The organism is Mucilaginibacter sp. P4_C11 (genome assembly GCF_056402115.1).
In genome coordinates, this window is record NZ_JBFUIA010000016.1 from 105530 (window position 1) to 123862 (window position 18333).

The window sequence follows — 18333 nt, forward strand, 5'->3', positions numbered from 1 at the left end:
TTTTATCAACATCTGCACATTTGTAATTGGCTCATCATTTCTCAAACATCTGCACATTTGAAACGCCTCAGGCTTCTTGAACACCATTGAAAAACAAGCAACGGTGAAAAATCTGAAATCTGCACATTTATTATAATTTAATCTCTTCGTCTTTTGAGGAGAAGAAGTGAAACTCGGTGATCTGGTAAGCAGGATTGCTTTTAACCTTAATCCATTGTCCGTATTTCAGGAACCATTTCATTTGGCGGGTATAAATACCCTGTTTAATAAATGCTTCAATATATGGATGCACGCAAAGGGTAATGCCTTTTTCATTTTGTTCATCCAATATATAATTGAAGTTATTTTCAATGTCGTCCATCAGCAAAATGGTTGGCCTAATGGTACCTGTACCATTACATGTAGGGCACACTTCGCTGGTTACAATATTCATTTCGGGCCGTACGCGCTGGCGGGTAATTTGCACCAACCCAAATTTACTCGGCGGTAAAATGGTGTGCTTTGCCCTGTCAAGCAGCATTTCGGCACGCAGGTGGTCAAACAGTTCTTTGCGGTTTTGCGGTTTGTGCATATCAATAAAATCGATAACAACAATACCACCCATATCGCGCAAACGTAACTGGCGGGCAATTTCTTTAGCCGCTTCCTTGTTCACCTGGTAGGCGTTCTCTTCCTGGTTTTCTTTACTGGCTGTGCGATTACCGCTGTTTACGTCAATAACGTGCAACGCTTCGGTATGCTCAATTACCAGGTAAGCTCCGCCGGCAAGGTTTACGGTTTTACCAAAGGCTCCTTTAATCTGTTTATCAACGCCAAAATGTTCAAATATAGGCTCCTTATGCTTATGCATACGCACTATACTTTCCATATCCGGCGAAATCTCGTGGATGTATGACCGGATTTCTTCGAACATACTGTTATCATTTACGTAGATGTGCTGAAAATCGGGGTTCAATATATCCCTCAGGATAGTTGATGTACGTCCAATTTCGCCTAAAACCTTTTTAGATGGTTCGATAGACGGCAACCTTGTAATAAATGCCTCCCACTTTGATATCAGATCAAGCAAGTCTTTCTGTAATTCCTCAACGCCTTTGCTTTCCGATACCGTACGGATGATTACGCCAAAATGTTTTGGCTTAATACTTTCAACAACCTTACGCAAGCGGTTACGCTCTGTATTACTTTTTATTTTTTTGGAGATAGAGATGGCTTCCGAAAACGGAACCAGTACTACATATCGCCCTGCAATAGAAAGATCAGAACTTAAGCGCGGCCCTTTGGTTGATATAGGTTCTTTGGCTATTTGGACCGGAATGAGCTGGCCCTTAGTCAATATATCAGAGATTTTGCCTCCTTTATTGATATCGGCCTCCAGCTTAAAGCCGTCCAACAGCTTTGACTGATATCCCCCGCTACGTACTTGCTTGGTTAGCTTAAGCAGGCTTTGCACCTGCGGCCCCAAATCAAGATAATGCAAAAAGGCATCCTTCTCGTAGCCTACATCCACAAAAGCAGCATTTAAGCTGGGCATTATCTTTTTGATACGTCCAAGGTAAATGTCACCAACAGTATAATTATTGCTGGTTTGCTCTTTATGAAGCTCTACAAGTTGTTTGTCCTGTAATAATGCAATAGTAGCCCCATTGGGGGATGAATCGATAATTAATTCTTTTATCAACTGCTACTCCATTTCTTAAAACGGTAAACACCGTATGTAAATAAGAGGGTAAAAAACACTCATAATAAAAAGTACCCACCTTTAGTAAAGGCGGGTAAAATCTGCTTTGGTTATCGCAGCTTATTTCTTTTTATGTCTGTTTTTTCTCAAACGTTTTTTGCGTTTGTGGGTAGCCATTTTGTGTCTTTTACGTTTTTTACCGCTGGGCATAATAATAATTTTTAAATGTTGATTACTTCTTTAATTCGTTTATATCGTCATCAATACGCTGCACAAATGCTTGATCTGGCACCATGTTTTTGCACTTTTGGTAAGCCTCAATGGCTTCCTTTTTCATGCCCAGCTGCTTATAGCTTTCCGCCAGGTAAAACTCCGGCTCAAGCTCTGCTTTTTGGGCAAGTAATGTTTTAAACCTTGCAACTGCTTTTTCAAACTGGCCCGATTTCATGGCGAACATTCCTAAATTAAGGTTTGCGCTCCAATTGTTCGGATCCTTTTTTACTACTTCAAGCAGCAAGGCTATCCCCTGCATAGGTGCGCCTGCGCCATTTACGTACGCTACGCCTAATCCTGTTTTGCCTGCAAGGCTTTCAGGTTGTAACTTTAAGGCATTTTGAAAAGCCTCGGCAGCGTTGCTTACAAAAGCTGGCTGCAATAAAGTATCCTGGGTAAGTTTGTATGCATCGTTAAAACGGCCACCTGCATTTAACCAATCCTCGGCTTTGTTTCCTTTGCGGGCCAGAGCCTGGTAGTAAAACGCCGCGGGTGCGGGTTGGTTATCATCATCCCACTGTTTGGCCAGCTGCTGCTGCAGCTTTTCGGCATCAGCGCCCGATGCAGTTTTCAATTGCCCTTCAAGGTCATTTATCTTTGCTGCCAACGCTGCCCCAATTGCTGCTTTGGCGGGCTCAGATACCATATCAACAGTTACTGTTGTAGCAGCCTTGCGGCTGTTAAGTACCGTTGTTTTATCGCTTTTGGCCTCTTTAGGTTTTATTAAACCTTTAACAGGTAAACGATACAAATAGCCCACAACAATAACTATTGCTATACTAACGGCTATTTGTTTCTTATACATATCTTAAAATTATTTGCTGGTTTTGTTACCTGTTTTTACTTTTTCAACAAAAGTTTTTGCTGGTTTAAAGCTTGGCACAAAATGCTCGGGGATAATGATGGCAGTATTTTTTGAAATGTTACGTGCTGTCTTTTTTGCTCTTTTCTTTACTACAAAACTACCGAATCCTCTAACGTAAACATTTTCGCCACCCACCATTGAGCTTTTAACAACTTTAAAAAACGCCTCAACAGTTTCCTGCACGTCTACTTTCTCGATACCTGTCTTAGATGAGATTTCAGTTATAATTTCTGCCTTAGTCATGTCTAATTTTTCTTATTTAATTATATAAATACTTAACTGTTTTGGGGTTGCAAAAGTATCGCTTTAATATTTAAGTGCGAAATATTTAACAGTTTTTTTTTACCCAGTACCTAAAACGTTCATTTTCGTTACAAAGTATAGACAATCGAGCTTATTTACTCCCTTTTGGAGTAGGGAGTACCGTAGGTATATAAGTAATTCGGCCGGCCTTAGCCAGCTGATTCACAAAAGAGGTTTCGTGTTATCTAAAACAACATTTATTATTAAGCCTAAGCGTGTTACCGGTCCGGGCAAACCATCACATCTCATGGCCAGAGCATGCAGCTCAAATGGCCGCCGACAGGCACATTAATTCCCTTTCTTAGAATTCTATGACAACTTTTCCAACTGCCCTGCCGCTTTCAAGCAAGGTATGCGCCTCGCCCACCTGCTCCAGCTGGAAAACCTTGGAGACATGCGATTTGATAATGCCTTTTTCTAAAAGGCCCGCGATGGTTTTCATATCATCGCCGCTTGGGTAAACCAGCACATTGTGACCATGTACACCTAAGTCCTTTGCTTTTTGAAGTAATTCATCATTGAAAGCGTGTAAAATACAAATTACAGCACCGCCTTTGTTTACGATATGGAGCGACTGTTCTGTATTTGCGCCGCCAATGGGGTCAAATATAAAATCAATATCACTCACTACATCTTCAACCTTTTTTGCCTTATAATCTATGTGCTCATCGGCACCTAATGATAAAACAAAATCTTTATTGGCTGCCGATGATGTACCAATAACATAGGCCCCCAAATGCTTGGCCATTTGTACCACGTAGTGGCCAACGCCACCAGCTGCAGCATGAACCAGCATCCTGTCCCCTTTCTTAACATTCACCTTGGTAGTTAAAACCTGCCATGCTGTAAGCGCGGCAAGCGTGGCTGCGGCTGCCTCGTTATGGGTTATGTTTGCAGGCTTTATAGCCAGCTCAGATGGCTTAGCAACAACATATTCCGCATAGGTTTTACCTAATACCGGGAAGTTGATCATCGCAAACACTTCGTCGCCAGGTTTAAAACCGGCAACATCACTACCCGCTTCAGTTATTACGCCCGAAATATCCCAGCCTAAAATTATAGGCAACTCTATTTTGGTTCGGCCGGCAGCGCCTTTGCCCTGGCGTGTTTTGGCATCAACCGGGTTTATGCTGATAGCTGTTAACTTTATTAATACTTCATCATCCTTAATAGTTGGGACCGGTATGTTAACGGCTTCAAAATTTTCTATACCGCCAAATGCTTTTAAAATTATCGCTTTCATTTTTTCTTTTTTTTAACAAGACAAATATCTACCAATAAAAATAATTAAATTGGTATATATTTACTATAATTTGGTATTTTTGCTATATGGTAAAGGAAAATCTGTACGAACCGTTTTCAATTGCTTATCTAACATTAGATAAATGCCCAAAGTTTGAGCATCAGCATAGCTTTTTTGAATTAATTTATGTGATATCCGGCACCGGCACGCAATGCATTAACAAAAGCCATTTTGATTACCGAGCCGGGCATATGTTTTTAATAACACCCGAAGACTGCCATTCGCTGCATATTGAAACTACCACCGAATTCTTCTTTTTGCGTTTTAACGATATCTACCTCAAAAATGGCAGCCTGCTGCACGAAAACATCCAGCGGCTGGAGTACATATTGCACAACGCCAATCACCAGCCGGGTTGCATTCTTAAAAACCTGCCCGATAAACGCCTTGTTGGACCAATGGTAGAGGCCATCATCCGTGAGTATCAGAATAAGGACATTTACAATAAGGAGCTTATTCAGCAACTGGTAAATACACTGATCATCGTGGTAGCCCGAAACATTGCCCGCTACCTGCCAGAGCAGTTAAACATGGGCACCGAAGAAAAGGCGATGGATATTTTACAATACGTGCAAAGTAATATCTATTACCCCGAAAAACTTAAAGCTGATGTAATCAGCAATACCTTCAGCATCTCCGAAGCTTATATGGGCCGTTACTTTAAAAAGCACGCCAGCGAAACTTTGCAGCAATACATTATCAATTATAAAACCAAGCTGATTGAGCACCGCCTGCAGTTTAGCGATAAGCGCCTGAATGAAATTGCCAATGAGTTTGGCTTTACGGATGAGAGCCATTTTAACAAATTTTTCAGAAAGCAAAAAGGTAACAGCCCTAAAGAATACCGCAAAATGATACAATTGCCACGTGCATCGTAACCAGGTGTAACACTTTGAGTTCATGGGCGTCTTACCCCTGAATTCTGATTACATTAGCTGATATGATCCTTAAAACCCGGTGCCTGCTTGTCCTGCTTTTTTTATCATCAATTACGTTTGCACAATCCCCCGGAGTCGCGAGACCTGATTTTACCCTCGTTATACTAACCGAAACCGGGCAGGCCGCAGAAGGTGCTACCGTAAAACTAATAAAAGACAACAAGCCCATAAAATCGGTCATTGCAGATGCCCGCGGAGTGGCAAGGTTTGATGTTATCCCAGCCGGCTCTTACCTGTTTTCGGCCACTTATACAGGCTACAAACCACAGCTTAGTCGTGCCTATAAATTTCCGGGGCACAATTATGCAGACACCATTAAGCTGCAGCCCTTAAATACGGCACTCCAGGAGGTGAATATTGTGGCCCATGCTCCATTGGTACAGCAAAAAGATGGTAAAACCATATTAAATGTTGATGCCTCGGTTACCAATACGGGCTCTACCGTGTTAGAAGTGCTGGAGAAATCGCCGGGCGTTAGTGTTGATAGGAATGGTGGAATCTCCCTTCAGGGCAAGGCTGGTGTTATGGTGATGATAGACGACAAACAAACCTATTTATCGGGTGCCGATTTAAATAATTTACTGAGCAGCATGAGCTCGAGCCAGGTTTCGCAGATAGAGCTAATCACCAACCCAACAGCTAAATATGATGCCAGCGGCAATGCCGGTATCATCAACATAAAAACCAAAAAGAATAAGCAAAAGGGATTTAACGGCACGTTTACATCGTCGGTTGGGCAGGGTGTTTATCCTAAAAACAATAATAGCCTGGCACTTAATTTCCGTACCGGCAAAATCAATACCTTTTTTAGTTACAGCATGAATCTGGTGCAATACCTTACCAATATTTATGCCCTGAGAAAGTATTACGATGCCGGCAACAACATAACAGCTAAGCTCGATCAGCCTTCCTATTTTTCGGGCACATCGTTCAACAACACCATCAAAACCGGGTTAGATTATTCCGTTACCGACAAAACTACCATCGGCGTAGTATTAGGCGGCACGCTGGTTAACCGCAATGGAAACAACCGGGCAGTGGCAACCTGGTTAAATACCAGCGATGTAGTTGACTCGGCCGTATCAACCACCAACCACAACAAAAACCGGTTTAAAAACGGCTCGGTCAATTTAAACTTACGGCATACGCTCTCCCCATCGCAAACACTTGGGGCCGATTTTGATTACCTGCATTACAATATCCAAAGCGAACAAAACTTTAACAACTCGTTGCTTGCACCGGGCGGCTACCAGGAACTGTCCAGGAGTAACATCCCCACATCCATCAGCATCTTATCTGGCAAGGTTGATTACAGCATCAAAACAGACCAGCATGCCACTTTTCAATCGGGCTATAAATCATCTTACAGCAGCACCGATAACGCCGCTTTATATGAAAACCTGAATAGCGGGCTATGGGCCGAAGACTACAGTAAAAGCAACCAGTTTTTATATAAGGAAAAAATCAATGCGGTGTATGGTACTTTCGAGAAAAAGTATGCGAAGATTACCGCACAGGCCGGCTTGAGATACGAGTACACCAGCTATAAAGCCCATCAGTTAGGCAATGTACTACAGCAGGACTCGGCTTTTAAAAGAAATTATGGCGGCTTTTTCCCCAGTGGTTTTATCAGCTACCAGGCCGATTCATCACATAGTTTCACATTAACCGCCGGCCGCCGCATTGACCGACCCATTTTTCAAAACCTAAACCCTTTTTACTTTATCATTAATAAATACACCTACCAAACGGGCAACCCCTACCTGCTGCCCCAATACAGCTGGAATTTTGAGCTAAGCCACCAATACAAAAACCTGCTTACCACTACACTGCTATACAGTAATATAAAAAATTATTTTTCGCAGCTGTTTTTAAACGATGCCGCCAAGGGAATCCTGTTGTATTCGCAGGGAAACGTGGGTAGCACGCATAACTACGGCCTGTCATCAACGCTATCGGTATCGCCGGTTAACTGGTGGAGCCTTACTTTTCAGGCATTATACAACCATAAGCAACTGAAAGGCTTTAATGGGAATACCTATACCAGCCAGGCAGATCAATTGAACATAAATACCAATAACCAGTTCACCATTGCCAAAATTTACACTGCCGAGCTATCCGGCTTTTACACCACCAGGGCCCGCAATGATATACAGGAGCAATTATACCCAACGGGACAACTATCATTAGGTATATCAAGGCCAATACTAAAAAAGCGGGCTACCCTAAAATTCAGTGCACGCGATATTTTTTACACCAACGCTATGGAAGGGCTTACGCAATTTCCCAATGCCACCGAATATTTTAAGCTGACGCGTGATACCCGCGTATTCACGCTGGCGTTTACATATCGCTTTGGCAAATCATACAAAGTGACCAGCCGGTCGGACGGTAGCGCAGGAGACGAGAAAGACCGGGTTGGGAATGGCTAATAAAAGGAGCTAAAAGCAGAAGGCATAAAGCTGAAGGCTAATCGGCAATCTGGAAAGCTAAAATATAGCGGCCGGGCACGCGTTATTTTTTAGCTTTCATTTCGCGTTTTTTTGGCGATATCATTTTGGTGATGGTTTTGCCATGAACGATATCTTTAGGATTTTTGACTTTGGCCAACGAATTTTCCCAGGCCTGCTCAATTAAAGCAATTATGTATTCCTTGGGGAAATCATCAAGTTTGTTTACAAGCACATACCTGTATTGGCTGCCGTTGCCCAACAAAAGCTTTTTCGGGTCGGCAATTTCTGATCCCCGGTAAAATCCGAAATGTACGTTTTGATTGGTGGTGCGGTAGGCAGCAACCGAACAAAAGGTTTGCCCCAACTTTTCTGTAGGCGACCAGCCGAAGGCCAAAGCATTGTAGTTGTCATAAATAAGTTCATTAGCCTGAGGATATAAATCCCACACAAACTCGCGCAGCCAGATTGCTTTTTCACGCACCTCGGGCGAAAACTCATATAGAAACCTGAGTAAATCGGTTACTTCTTCTTTTGGCATGGCTTGCTGGTTTGGTATGTTAAATATATCGACATAAACCTTGCAAAGCAACAGGCGGGGCGGGGATAACGAAATCAAAAAAATATAAAGAAGAGCAAAATCAACCTGCGATTGGCATAAGCGTGACAGGCGAAGTAACGCAGGTTTACGGCATCTTCTTTATAGTTTTATACAATAAGCAATTAGCCCCCTAACCCCCTAAAGGGGGAACGTAATTTTACACTCGCCCTTTAGGGGGCTGGGGGCTAAAAAAGGGCAACAGGCAATAAGTATTTCTGCATCATGCTCTAACCAAACTGAGCTACTGCAGTTACCCGCAGGCTGGGCTTGAACCAGCGACCCTGACGTCCCAAATCGAAGTATTACTTATTTACGACACCTTTATTAGTTTCCCAGCCACAAAAAGACTGAGTATTCATTAAAAAAATGGCTGCTGACCACACATAATATCAAGAAGGGTAACTGACAACAAGTGACTTGCACCTTGCGGTGCCCCTGCTCTATCATCTGAGCTACTGCAACCTAAGCTACAGGCCGGACTTGAACCGGCGACCCGGGGGTTATCAATCGAAGTAACACTCATTTACGACACCTTCTTTTTATTTTTAATAACATAAGAAGCAACAGACGATCAGGAAACGGGGACTCGCGTTAGGGACTCGAACCCTCATCACAGCTTGCGCTACAATGCCCTCCCCTTATTGGCGAAGTAATCCTGATCTACGGCATTCTTAAGCCCCCCAGCCCCCTAAAGGGGGAGCCGGAAGTTTTCTTATTCCCCCTTTAGGGGGTCAGGGGGCTCAGATTTCCACCTTACTGATTTCGCTTAAAGCTGAGTTTCCTTTTTCAAGGGCTTCCAACACTTCAAACACTTTATCGCTCCAGCCGGCTACCAGGTAAACATTGTTTTGCATTACCTGCAACGGTACCTTACTGTAACCTTTTAAATCAAACAGGTATAGTTTTGCCTTTGGCGCAACTGTTGTTTTATAACGCAACCATAAGGCGTTAATGTTATCGCCCTTAGCTGGTATGCTGTTATAAAGCTGGCAGTCGGTAAATAACATTACTTTATCCATTTGCACATTACGGTCAAGCAGGTCTTTAATTACCAGGTAACCGTTTGTTGAATAACCAACCTCGCCTTCGCGTTTGTAAAACTCCTGCACATTGTTCAATATATTGTGGCGTGGCACCATAATGGTTTTCCATGTATCGCCAAACATACCCACTTCTACATTTTTACAGCGCGATTGCAGCAACATCGCCAGCATCAGGCCCACATCGTACAGCAAAATTTTCGATTTTGCCGATACCGCTGTTTGCATCGATCCGGATACGTCGCAGGCCAATAATACCCTGGTATCGTGATCAAAGCCTTTGATGTTTACCGCGCTTGCCTGTACCGCTTTTTCCAACGCATCCAGCAACTCGCCGGTATAGCCTTTGTTGCCTGTTAACAACGTTTTAAGCTTTTGACCCAAACCTTGTACAGGGGTTACGCTTCCGGCACTTAACAGTTCGCGGTATGCAGCCAGGTAACGAAACGGAAATTGCTTTGCCTTTGCAACTTTGTCGGCATCGGCAAGCGTTGCGCATACCTTTTGGATGTGGGCATAACTTACACCCGCCTCCTGTATATTGCGCAGGTTACGCAGCAGGGCCATATAACCCAACTTGCCGCTATCTATCAACTCCTCCCATTTGTTACGGAAAGCCATTGCTTTGGCCTCCTGGCTATCGTAATTAAGCTGGCCTAATGCCGATAGCTCAGTTTCCCAGGTGTATGGAGTTTTCAATGTGCCGCTTACTATTTTGTTAAACACCAGTTGCTGTGCATCATCCTTTGCCTTTGGGTGCACCAGGAACAAAGCATCGCGTATTTTTATAGCGGTATCGCGGTTGTATTTGGCAAACTGGTACTCATCAAAGTTATTAAAAGCGGCTTGCAGGCCTTTTTGCATTTGCTTTGATAAGCGGTTCAGTCTTTTAGTACCGGTGCGCTGGTTCAGCATTTCGTAACAGGCCAGCAGTTCGGTTATTTCGTCGGCACGGTTAACAACCCCGGCTGTAACCCGGGCAACCAAATCGTCGCCCGAGTGCAGCTTAGCCAATTCAGTAGCCAAAACCAATGGCACCGAACGCATGTACATTTTTGTACGGGCATATACCGCAAGCCTGCCCACAAATTCGGGCTTGCACTTATATATAATGGTGCGCAGGCGCTCCATGCGGTCTTCGTTTTTTTCGTAAAAGGAATCGCTCAGGCTCCAGGTTACCACCAGGGTATACAGTTCCATCTCGGGCGATAACGCAAACGCTTTTGCACCCTCGTGATTGGTGAACTGATTTTTTACTTTGCTTAACAGGTTAAATTTCATTGTTACCTCCTTTTATTTGTTTTGATGATACAAAGGTTAGGAGGCGCTGCGCAGCCTATTTGCGCAGTGAAAATTATTTTTATTTTTTTTGAAAAAGATTAGAAGGTGTGGTAACTATACATAACCTTACGAAGCATTTATGAAATTCTTTCCCTATGAAAACTGTTATATTACCAGCGCCCTATCATATGAAGATGCACAACTGAAATTAGAGGAAATTTTATCACCGGGTAAGGGCTTGTTTTCACCAATACCATATTTTAAAGGCTACATGGCAAATGGCGTGTTCCAAATCTCGCCCGATATAACTTACCGTAACTCATTTCTGCCTCAAATAAAAGGGTCGATACAAGCAAATTCAAAAGGATGCAGCATACATTTGACAATGAGAATGTATACCACAGTCGAGATATTTGCAACGTTGATCGCAATTGGGTTTGGTATTGCAGGATTAATAAATGTAATTTACGGTAGCATCGCCAGTAATCTCAAACCGGTCGATTTCAGTCTGTTTTTAGGGGCGTTATTCGTGTATATGTTAGCGACCGCGGCCTTTAAGGCAGAAAGCATCAAAGCAAGGGAGAAGTTACTCGAAATATGGGATGGTGAGTTGATTTAAAAAAATAATTTAATATTTTTCTTGTTTAATAAAATATTTATGTATCATTGCATCATGAAAAATACAATATGTATACAGAGCCAATACCCCCAGCTGATTTATCAGAGGAGATAGCTATGTATTCATAAAAACGATATAAACTAATGCAATCCTCTTAGATAAACTAAGGGGATTTTTTGTTTTACAGGGTAGTATATCAATGGTCAGATTACTCCGTTTGGAACGGAGAGGCTCCCGGTTCGAGTCCGGGTTACCCTACTATGGAAATGTAGCTCAATGGTCAGAGCAGCACCCTTATACGGTGTCGGTTAAAGGTTCAAGTCCTTTTATTTCCACTATAAAACAGTTGTTTACATAAATACAGTTAAAACTAAAACGATGCGATGAGTGAATAAAGATAATTTAAATAATGCGTTGGCCGGTTGCCCGAGTGGTTTAAGGGAGTCCTCTGCAAAAGGAATGTTCGCAGGTTCGAATCCTGTACCAGCCTCTGTTTATTTTCCTGTGGTGCAATTGGCAGCACAACTGATTTTGGTTCAGTTAATCGTGGTTCGAATCCATGCAGGAAAACGTATGCCTTTTATTTATTAAAATACGTATATTAAATTATAATATACGTATTATTTGCCATCTATTGGCGTATTTAACAAATTATACTGCCTGTTCTATTTTTAATATCAGGCTTTGATCTTTTGCCTGTGGTTTAACCCCCACTGCACTAATGTTTCTGTAACGGGAAAAACACTCAGCCCATAATCGGTGATAGAATAATTTACGGTAACAGGCCTGGTATCCATCACTGTTCTGGAAACAAGCAGGTTCATTTCCAGGTCCTGCAATTCTTTAGACAGCATCTTGGCCGAAATTCCTTCAATTTCCCGCTGCAGCTTCTTAAACGTATTTTTCTCGGCAACATGGTTATTCAGGTGCCGCATAATCCGCAGTTTCCATTTCCCGCCCAATATTTCCAGGCTATCTTTAATGGCAGCCAATTCCTGGTCGCAGCTTGCTTCCTGTATGTTCCCGTTGATATTGATAGTGGCCATAATTATTGATAGTTAACCAAAGGTAACCGGTTACCTTTGGTTAACCCATAACAAAAATAAACTACCGGGCCTTACTTTTGGCATCATGTTAATTAAATAAAAATGAAAAAACTTGATTATTATGTGCTGGATGTATTTACAGATCAAAAATATAAAGGCAATCAACTCTCGGTAGTTTATACCAAGGATGAGCTTGAGCTAAGTCAGTACCATGCAATTTCCAGGGAGTTTGGTTATTCCGAAACTTCATTCATAAGCTATTCAACAACCGAAAATGCGCTAAAAGTGCGCTCTTTTACCCCGGCAGAATTTGAGGTAATAGGCGCCGGCCACAACCTATTGGGTGCGGTATGCCTGGCTTTAATAAAGGACTGGGACATTTTTAAAAACCAGGACGGACCGCCATCGGTAATAATCAAGGATACAAGAATCCCGCTCCGCGTAACCGAGGATGCCGGGCTTCCGTACGTGGCCATGAAACAGCAACCAGCCAGGGTGATTAACCCGGTACCTGCCGGGCAGGTTTCCAAAGCAATTGGATTAGACGTACATGATTTAGATTTAAATGGCTGGGAAATTAACGTAGTTGAAACAGAAGTTGCCCACCTGATGGTGCCGGTAAAAAATCTGGAGATCTTACAACGTGCGGTACCCGACAAGGCACTTTTAAAACAACTCTCGGCAAAACACCAATTTGAGGGATTTTACTTGTTTACCACAAATGGCCAGGATGATGGCTATATTGCCGAAACACGTTTTTTTAATCCCGGTATCGGGATTGATGAAGACCCTGCAACAGGTACAGCAGCTGGGCCCCTGGCCGGTTACCTGGAAAAATTAGGCCATATTAAAGCCGGGCAGGATTACCGGATATTACAGGGCACCGCGGTAAAGCATCCGTCGTCAATCCATGTCAAAGTTGCCGGCGATGGTATTTGGGTAAGCGGCTCGTCAGTTATCGTTATGGAAGGCACCATATACCTGTAAAAGGCGCGGCAAGTGGCTTTTATTCCTTTTCAAAGTAGTCCACCGGTGCATCAGCTGCGCTGCCTATAGCACCGCCCAGGCTAAATTTGTTCCCGGCAAGGCCTATATATTTTGCCTCGCTGTTGTAATCATTATCAAAAACAATACGGTTACGCTCGGCGCCGTTTACGTTTTCTTTAAACAGCTTATAAGTGCCACTTTTTTTCAACACGTGTTTAAGATAGTATTTGTAATTGGTGGCCGAAAAGTTGTAAACGGTACCATTGCCCGGTTTATACGCGCTGCTGTCGGTTGGTGGTGCGCAATAACAGGTTGTACCCCGGTATTCCCACGTACCGTTAAGGCTAATACCAACGCTATTATCTTTTTTACAGGCAAATAAAAATAAAACAATGGCGCATGCGGGTAATATTTTTTTCATTGATACTCAGGTTTATTAAGCTTATTACGGCGCCAATAACGAAAATGCTACAGTAAATTATTGGTCAATAATTAAAAAATCAGTATTATCGTAACAGGAACCTTTTACAATTAAAATGAACAATATTAAACATCTTAAAAAGATATCCGTCTTTTTACTTTTCATAGCCATATTGCAAAGTTGTGGCAGTCCCAGCGGCCCAGGTATTTATAAAAACGAAAAAATAAGCTCAAGCGATCAAAGCCGCTTCCACGATTTAAACGACAAACTGTTTGCAGCGTTGAAAACCGATGACGAACCTCAGCTGGAATACATCATGTCGCAGGATTTTATTGACGTTACCAACAGGAAACGCGCTGTTGAACTGGTAAGTAATCGTTTTAAGGAAGATGATTACAAAATACTTGACGAGTATTATGTGGTTAACCGCTACATTCATGGCGATACCATTAAATCGGCCTTAACTGGCGGCAAATACACCGTTTACTGCCCCGGCGGTGTTAAAGAGATGTACATAGCCTTTTTTGTGCCCAAACATACTGCCAACCAGTATATGATAACGGCACTTTATTGCAAATACGATTATGGCTGGAAACTTAGCCAGCTGGAAACCAACGCCTATGCCAAAAACGGAAAAAGCATGACAGCGCTTTTAGCCGATGCTAAGGCTGCTTACACAAAAGGCTTCCTGGTAAACGCACTTAATGACGGAGCTTCGGCTATCAATTGTTCACGCCCAAGCAGCCTCTGGAAATATGATAATGAAGCCGAAGCCGGTGAATTTTACAGCAACGTTTTAAACCAGGTATCCGCTAAATACCGGGTTCCGTTGCCCATTAAAGGCGCGCCAACCCACCTTGAAATTATACGCATTTTTACCCAGGAAGATAAGGAAGGCACATTCCCGATGATATATTACCTAACCAATATCAAGCTAAGCGATACTACAGCTGTCAAAAAAGAGAACGAAGTGATCAGGAAAGTGATAGATAAAACTATCCCCGGCATTGATAAGGATAATAAATACGTGCTGTATTCTGCTTTTAACGAATGGCCGACGGGCGTTAAAACCGTTGAGCACTTTGACATGAAGCAAAAAATGTAAGTAAGCCAAAGGCTTAAGGCTGAAAGCTAAAAGTCAGATTGCCAGGCAAGGGAGCTATTGAATATATAGCTTCTTTGTTTATTCCTATTCACTATCCTCGTTCTTAATGCCTTTTAGTAAAGCATAAATTGCCATGGCATGGCCGTGGCCAAGATCAAAGTCGGCCTTCAGCCAGGCTACAATATCGCCCGCTTTTGCTTTTAATTCGCCGCTTTGTGTAAAACCCTTTTCTTCGGCTATCGCCCTGAAATACGCGGGCTCTTTGCCCGTTTTGATTTTTATTGTTTTTAAATATCCCTGGAATGACATAGTTGGTTATGCTTGGTTTATAAAGCTAAATATAAAATGTAAACATCAAATTCGAACTGTTTTTTTAACTGATTTAGCATTAAGGGGCCAAAATGGCGGTAGTTGGCGTTGCGCTTCATAAGTACAAATGTCTGCTGAAATTCCCTAATTTATTATCTTTGCTATTAATCATCTGCCCCGATTGCTATGTCTAAAAAGAAAAAAGCCAAGGTTGTTGCACTGAAGCCGGTTCAGCTAAGTGCCGAAAATATATAAAAACACAGGCGCGCCTGTTACCCATTGCCGAATGCATTATAAATAACGAATGGGAAACCGCCGGAATAGCTAATATACTTGTTGCAAGGAAGCACAAAAACGGCAATTTAACCATTGGGCTATTTTTGGTTGATATGTATTGCCTTGGCCCTAAGGATGTGTTATATGAATTTAACCTGGATCCAGAAGAATATGATGCCTGGAAAGGCAAATTAGTTGGTGGCGTAGTATGCGATTATGTTTTAGCTCACAACATTATTTATGGCGCGGTTGCGTATGCCGAAGACCTTGGATTTAAACCGCATAAGGACTTTGAAATTGCCCAATATATTTTAGAAGAGGACAGCGAGGATATAGAACTGGTAGAAATAAAGTTTGGCATGGATGGCATGCCCTGTTATGTACCCGGCCCTTATGATTCCGACTACAAGGTTCAAACCATCATCAATACGCTTGACCGCACCGCGGGCCGGGGTAATTACACATTTTTAGGCGATGGCGATGACTGGGACGATTTTGATGACGAGGATTGGGATGATGACGATGAAGAAGATGATGATAATGATTTTGACCAAACACAGGCAGCTATAAATGAACTGTTACTGGATGGTTATGAAAAAATAAGCGCCGTATATGACGACCGTTTGCGAACAGACAGCGCCAGGAAAGTGCTTAACCAACCTTTTATTGGCTTAAGATATCGCCTTAGTGACGATCCCAAAGAAACCGCCCATATGAAATTTGACAGTGCAGCGGAAGAAAAGGAATACTTTCGCCTGCTAAACCTCGCGTCGGTTGACCATGAATATGACCTGGTAATAACCGGTGTACAAAAAGCCATTGCTAAATATACCGGTTCGGCACCATGGTACATGTTATGGCATTCGGCGCTCCAAGCCGACAGGCAGCATGATGAGAGCTATAGGGTAGCCGAAGTAATGTACACTATGTTTCCCGATTATTTGCCTGCCAAAGTGAGCTATGCCAATATGCTCATTGATACCGAAGAGCCTGAAGGTGTACTTGCCGTATTTAACGGCCAGCCAGACCTGGGATATATTTATCGCGACCGTAAGGTGTTTAACCTCACCGAAGCTGCAAATTACTATGCCTGCATGTGCCGCTATTTTATAGCGGTTGATAATATCGACTCGGCCGATATGTATATGGAAGCAATCATCAAAAATAACATGACCGATCAATTTGGTATCCAGGTAGCCATACGCGAACTTTGCAAGGCAAAAATGGAAAAGCTTGGCATCTTAACAGGTAAAGAAACAGCCGATGATGAATAGGCTGCGGTAAATGATTTCAGGCCCGGTTATTTGAAAGGTAAAAGCATTATATTGCCGTTACCAATTAACAACCCTAAAAATCATGGTTAAACGTGTTATCCTTGCCTGCCTGGTGCTTGCTTTTATTATCCCACGTGTTGCTCTCGCGCAAGCAACAGCCGCCAATAAGCCGGTTTCGCCACGAATCCGGGTGATAATGGATAACGATTTTAGCGGCGACCCGGACGGCTTATTTGCCCTTACGCATTTAATGTTATCGCAATCGGTAGATGTCAGGGGCATCATAGGCTCGCATCTAAAAGTGGGCGATGGTTTTGATCCTTCAAAAACCCAGGCTGACAATGCCGCAAAAAAAGCGGCAGAACTATTAACCATCCTTAAAATGACAGGACGGGTACCAGTGGTGGCAGGTTCAAACACCGGGATGCTGAACGATACCACCCCGGTTAAAAGCGCAGCAGTTGATATGATTATCAACGAGGCTTCGCGTACCGATACTCAATTGCCCCTGTACGTAATTTGCGGCGCCGGGCTTACTGAAATTGCATCTGCGGTTTTAACCAACCCTGCAATAGCCGGCAAACTTACCCTGATATGGATAGGCGGCCCCGAATATGCCGACCTGGCCTTGCCCCCACCCAATTACTCCAACCCCGAATACAATCTTAATATCGATATCGCTGCTGCCAGGGCAATTTTTAACCATTCGCAGTTAAAGCTGTGGCAGGTGCCGCGCAATGCTTATCGCCAGGCTTTGCTGCCATATTCGCAGCTGCAACTAAAAATTAAACCCCATGGCGTGGCCGGCAAATATTTAACTAATGTGATAGAAGGGTTGATGACCCGCATCCAGCAATGGCACCTGAATATTGGCGAAACGTATGTTTTAGGCGATAGTCCCCTGGTATTGCTTACCGCCCTGCAATCATCGTTTGAGGCCGACCCTTCGAGCAGCGAATATGTGCTTAAAAATTGTCCGAAGATAAATGCACAGGGCGGTTATGATTACAATGCCGGCGGCCGCAACATCCGTGTATACACCCGATTGGATATCAACCTGATGTTTAATGATTTTTTTGCGAAGCTGGAACTGAATGCCAAATAGCTTTCTGAATTATCAAAAAAAGATAGTTTATAAATTACAAGATAAATTTACAGAGGCAAAAATGTCATTTATTAATATGAATGACCGATAGTTGTATAGAATAATAACCTATTTACCTTGTTTTAAGTACAGAAAACAGGAGATGGGAGCGCGGTTCACGGCGATTTAAGGTAGAAAACAGAGTTGGTATTTAAATTGTAAATGGTTTAATACATCATTTGAAAAACAATTTTATAAACAATTAAAAAAATCTATCATGAATTCATTACTGTATATCATTGCTGTTATCCTGATCATAGGCTGGGCAATTGGCGCGTTTGTTTACTCTGTAGGTGGTTTAATCCACATCCTGTTGGTTATTGCTATTATAGCTTTAGTACTCGGTTTTTTACGCAGGGATACGGCAATATAACCTGCTATTCTAAATAAATTTCAACCCCGGTCTGCAAAACAGGC

The 18333-nt window shown here is 42.7% G+C and carries 17 protein-coding genes and 4 tRNA genes; 12 read left to right on the forward strand and 9 right to left on the reverse strand.

Annotated features, from left to right (window positions below):
• Positions 1-130: 130 nt before the first annotated feature.
• From AC1DU2_RS16225 to AC1DU2_RS16240, 4 genes are all read right to left on the reverse strand, one after another.
• Complete coding sequence (locus tag AC1DU2_RS16225) at positions 131-1681, reverse strand: Rne/Rng family ribonuclease (protein ID WP_477358671.1); 1551 nt, start codon at positions 1679-1681, stop codon at positions 131-133.
• A gap of 232 nt (positions 1682-1913) precedes the next feature.
• Complete coding sequence (locus AC1DU2_RS16230) at positions 1914-2759, reverse strand: tetratricopeptide repeat protein (RefSeq protein WP_477385309.1); 846 nt, start codon at positions 2757-2759, stop codon at positions 1914-1916.
• A 9-nt stretch (positions 2760-2768) separates the two neighbouring features.
• Complete coding sequence (locus AC1DU2_RS16235; protein WP_076378439.1) at positions 2769-3062, reverse strand: HU family DNA-binding protein; 294 nt, start codon at positions 3060-3062, stop codon at positions 2769-2771.
• A gap of 361 nt (positions 3063-3423) precedes the next feature.
• Positions 3424-4365: an NADP-dependent oxidoreductase gene (locus AC1DU2_RS16240; protein ID WP_477385310.1), complete on the reverse strand. Its 942-nt coding sequence runs from the start codon at positions 4363-4365 to the stop codon at positions 3424-3426.
• An 86-nt stretch (positions 4366-4451) separates the two neighbouring features.
• On the opposite strand from AC1DU2_RS16240, the gene AC1DU2_RS16245 reads away from it, so the two are divergent.
• Both AC1DU2_RS16245 and AC1DU2_RS16250 read left to right on the forward strand, forming a co-directional pair.
• Entirely contained in the window at positions 4452-5303 is an 852-nt protein-coding gene (locus AC1DU2_RS16245; RefSeq protein WP_477385311.1) for a helix-turn-helix domain-containing protein, read from the forward strand.
• A 62-nt stretch (positions 5304-5365) separates the two neighbouring features.
• Positions 5366-7795, forward strand: a complete 2430-nt coding sequence (locus AC1DU2_RS16250; protein WP_477385312.1) for a TonB-dependent receptor domain-containing protein — start codon at positions 5366-5368, stop codon at positions 7793-7795.
• A gap of 82 nt (positions 7796-7877) precedes the next feature.
• On the opposite strand, the gene AC1DU2_RS16255 is transcribed toward AC1DU2_RS16250, so the two are convergent.
• Positions 7878-8354: a hypothetical protein gene (locus AC1DU2_RS16255; protein WP_477385313.1), complete on the reverse strand. Its 477-nt coding sequence runs from the start codon at positions 8352-8354 to the stop codon at positions 7878-7880.
• Positions 8355-9154: 800 nt separating this feature from the next.
• A complete protein-coding gene (locus AC1DU2_RS16260; RefSeq protein ID WP_477385314.1) occupies positions 9155-10735 on the reverse strand; it encodes a TROVE domain-containing protein in 1581 nt (526 codons plus the stop codon).
• Positions 10736-10874: 139 nt separating this feature from the next.
• Here AC1DU2_RS16260 and AC1DU2_RS16265 point away from each other — a divergent pair, with 139 nt between their 5' ends.
• The 5 genes from AC1DU2_RS16265 to AC1DU2_RS16285 all read left to right on the forward strand — a co-directional run bounded on the left by AC1DU2_RS16265 (position 10875) and on the right by AC1DU2_RS16285 (position 11924).
• Entirely contained in the window at positions 10875-11354 is a 480-nt protein-coding gene (locus AC1DU2_RS16265) for a hypothetical protein (RefSeq protein ID WP_477385315.1), read from the forward strand.
• Between the two features lie 185 nt (positions 11355-11539).
• Positions 11540-11612 (forward strand) — tRNA-Pro (locus AC1DU2_RS16270).
• A 4-nt stretch (positions 11613-11616) separates the two neighbouring features.
• A tRNA-Ile gene (locus AC1DU2_RS16275) sits at positions 11617-11689 on the forward strand.
• 81 nt (positions 11690-11770) lie between these two features.
• A tRNA-Cys gene (locus tag AC1DU2_RS16280) sits at positions 11771-11844 on the forward strand.
• A gap of 8 nt (positions 11845-11852) precedes the next feature.
• A tRNA-Gln gene (locus AC1DU2_RS16285) sits at positions 11853-11924 on the forward strand.
• Between the two features lie 107 nt (positions 11925-12031).
• Here the strand turns inward: AC1DU2_RS16285 and AC1DU2_RS16290 are convergent.
• Positions 12032-12400, reverse strand: coding sequence for a winged helix-turn-helix transcriptional regulator (locus AC1DU2_RS16290; protein WP_477385316.1), 369 nt, complete (start codon positions 12398-12400; stop codon positions 12032-12034).
• A gap of 102 nt (positions 12401-12502) precedes the next feature.
• Between AC1DU2_RS16290 and AC1DU2_RS16295 the strand changes: the two genes are divergently transcribed.
• The gene (locus tag AC1DU2_RS16295; protein WP_477385317.1) at positions 12503-13387 is read left to right on the forward strand and encodes a PhzF family phenazine biosynthesis protein; all 885 of its coding nucleotides are present in this window, start codon (positions 12503-12505) and stop codon (positions 13385-13387) included.
• A 19-nt stretch (positions 13388-13406) separates the two neighbouring features.
• On the opposite strand, the gene AC1DU2_RS16300 is transcribed toward AC1DU2_RS16295, so the two are convergent.
• Positions 13407-13808, reverse strand: a complete 402-nt coding sequence (locus AC1DU2_RS16300; RefSeq protein ID WP_477385318.1) for a hypothetical protein — start codon at positions 13806-13808, stop codon at positions 13407-13409.
• A gap of 115 nt (positions 13809-13923) precedes the next feature.
• On the opposite strand from AC1DU2_RS16300, the gene AC1DU2_RS16305 reads away from it, so the two are divergent.
• Positions 13924-14913, forward strand: a complete 990-nt coding sequence (locus AC1DU2_RS16305) for a hypothetical protein (protein ID WP_477385319.1) — start codon at positions 13924-13926, stop codon at positions 14911-14913.
• A gap of 84 nt (positions 14914-14997) precedes the next feature.
• Here AC1DU2_RS16305 and AC1DU2_RS16310 read toward each other — a convergent pair whose 3' ends face one another.
• Entirely contained in the window at positions 14998-15222 is a 225-nt protein-coding gene (locus tag AC1DU2_RS16310) for a DUF4287 domain-containing protein (protein WP_477358648.1), read from the reverse strand.
• Positions 15223-15602: 380 nt separating this feature from the next.
• On the opposite strand from AC1DU2_RS16310, the gene AC1DU2_RS16315 reads away from it, so the two are divergent.
• From AC1DU2_RS16315 to AC1DU2_RS16325, 3 genes are all read left to right on the forward strand, one after another.
• Positions 15603-16772 (forward strand): hypothetical protein, encoded by a 1170-nt coding sequence (locus tag AC1DU2_RS16315; protein ID WP_477385320.1) that lies wholly within the window; start codon positions 15603-15605, stop codon positions 16770-16772.
• An 82-nt stretch (positions 16773-16854) separates the two neighbouring features.
• Positions 16855-17877: a nucleoside hydrolase gene (locus tag AC1DU2_RS16320; RefSeq protein WP_477385321.1), complete on the forward strand. Its 1023-nt coding sequence runs from the start codon at positions 16855-16857 to the stop codon at positions 17875-17877.
• Between the two features lie 256 nt (positions 17878-18133).
• Positions 18134-18289, forward strand: a complete 156-nt coding sequence (locus AC1DU2_RS16325) for a lmo0937 family membrane protein (protein WP_439695193.1) — start codon at positions 18134-18136, stop codon at positions 18287-18289.
• Positions 18290-18333 lie beyond the last annotated feature (44 nt).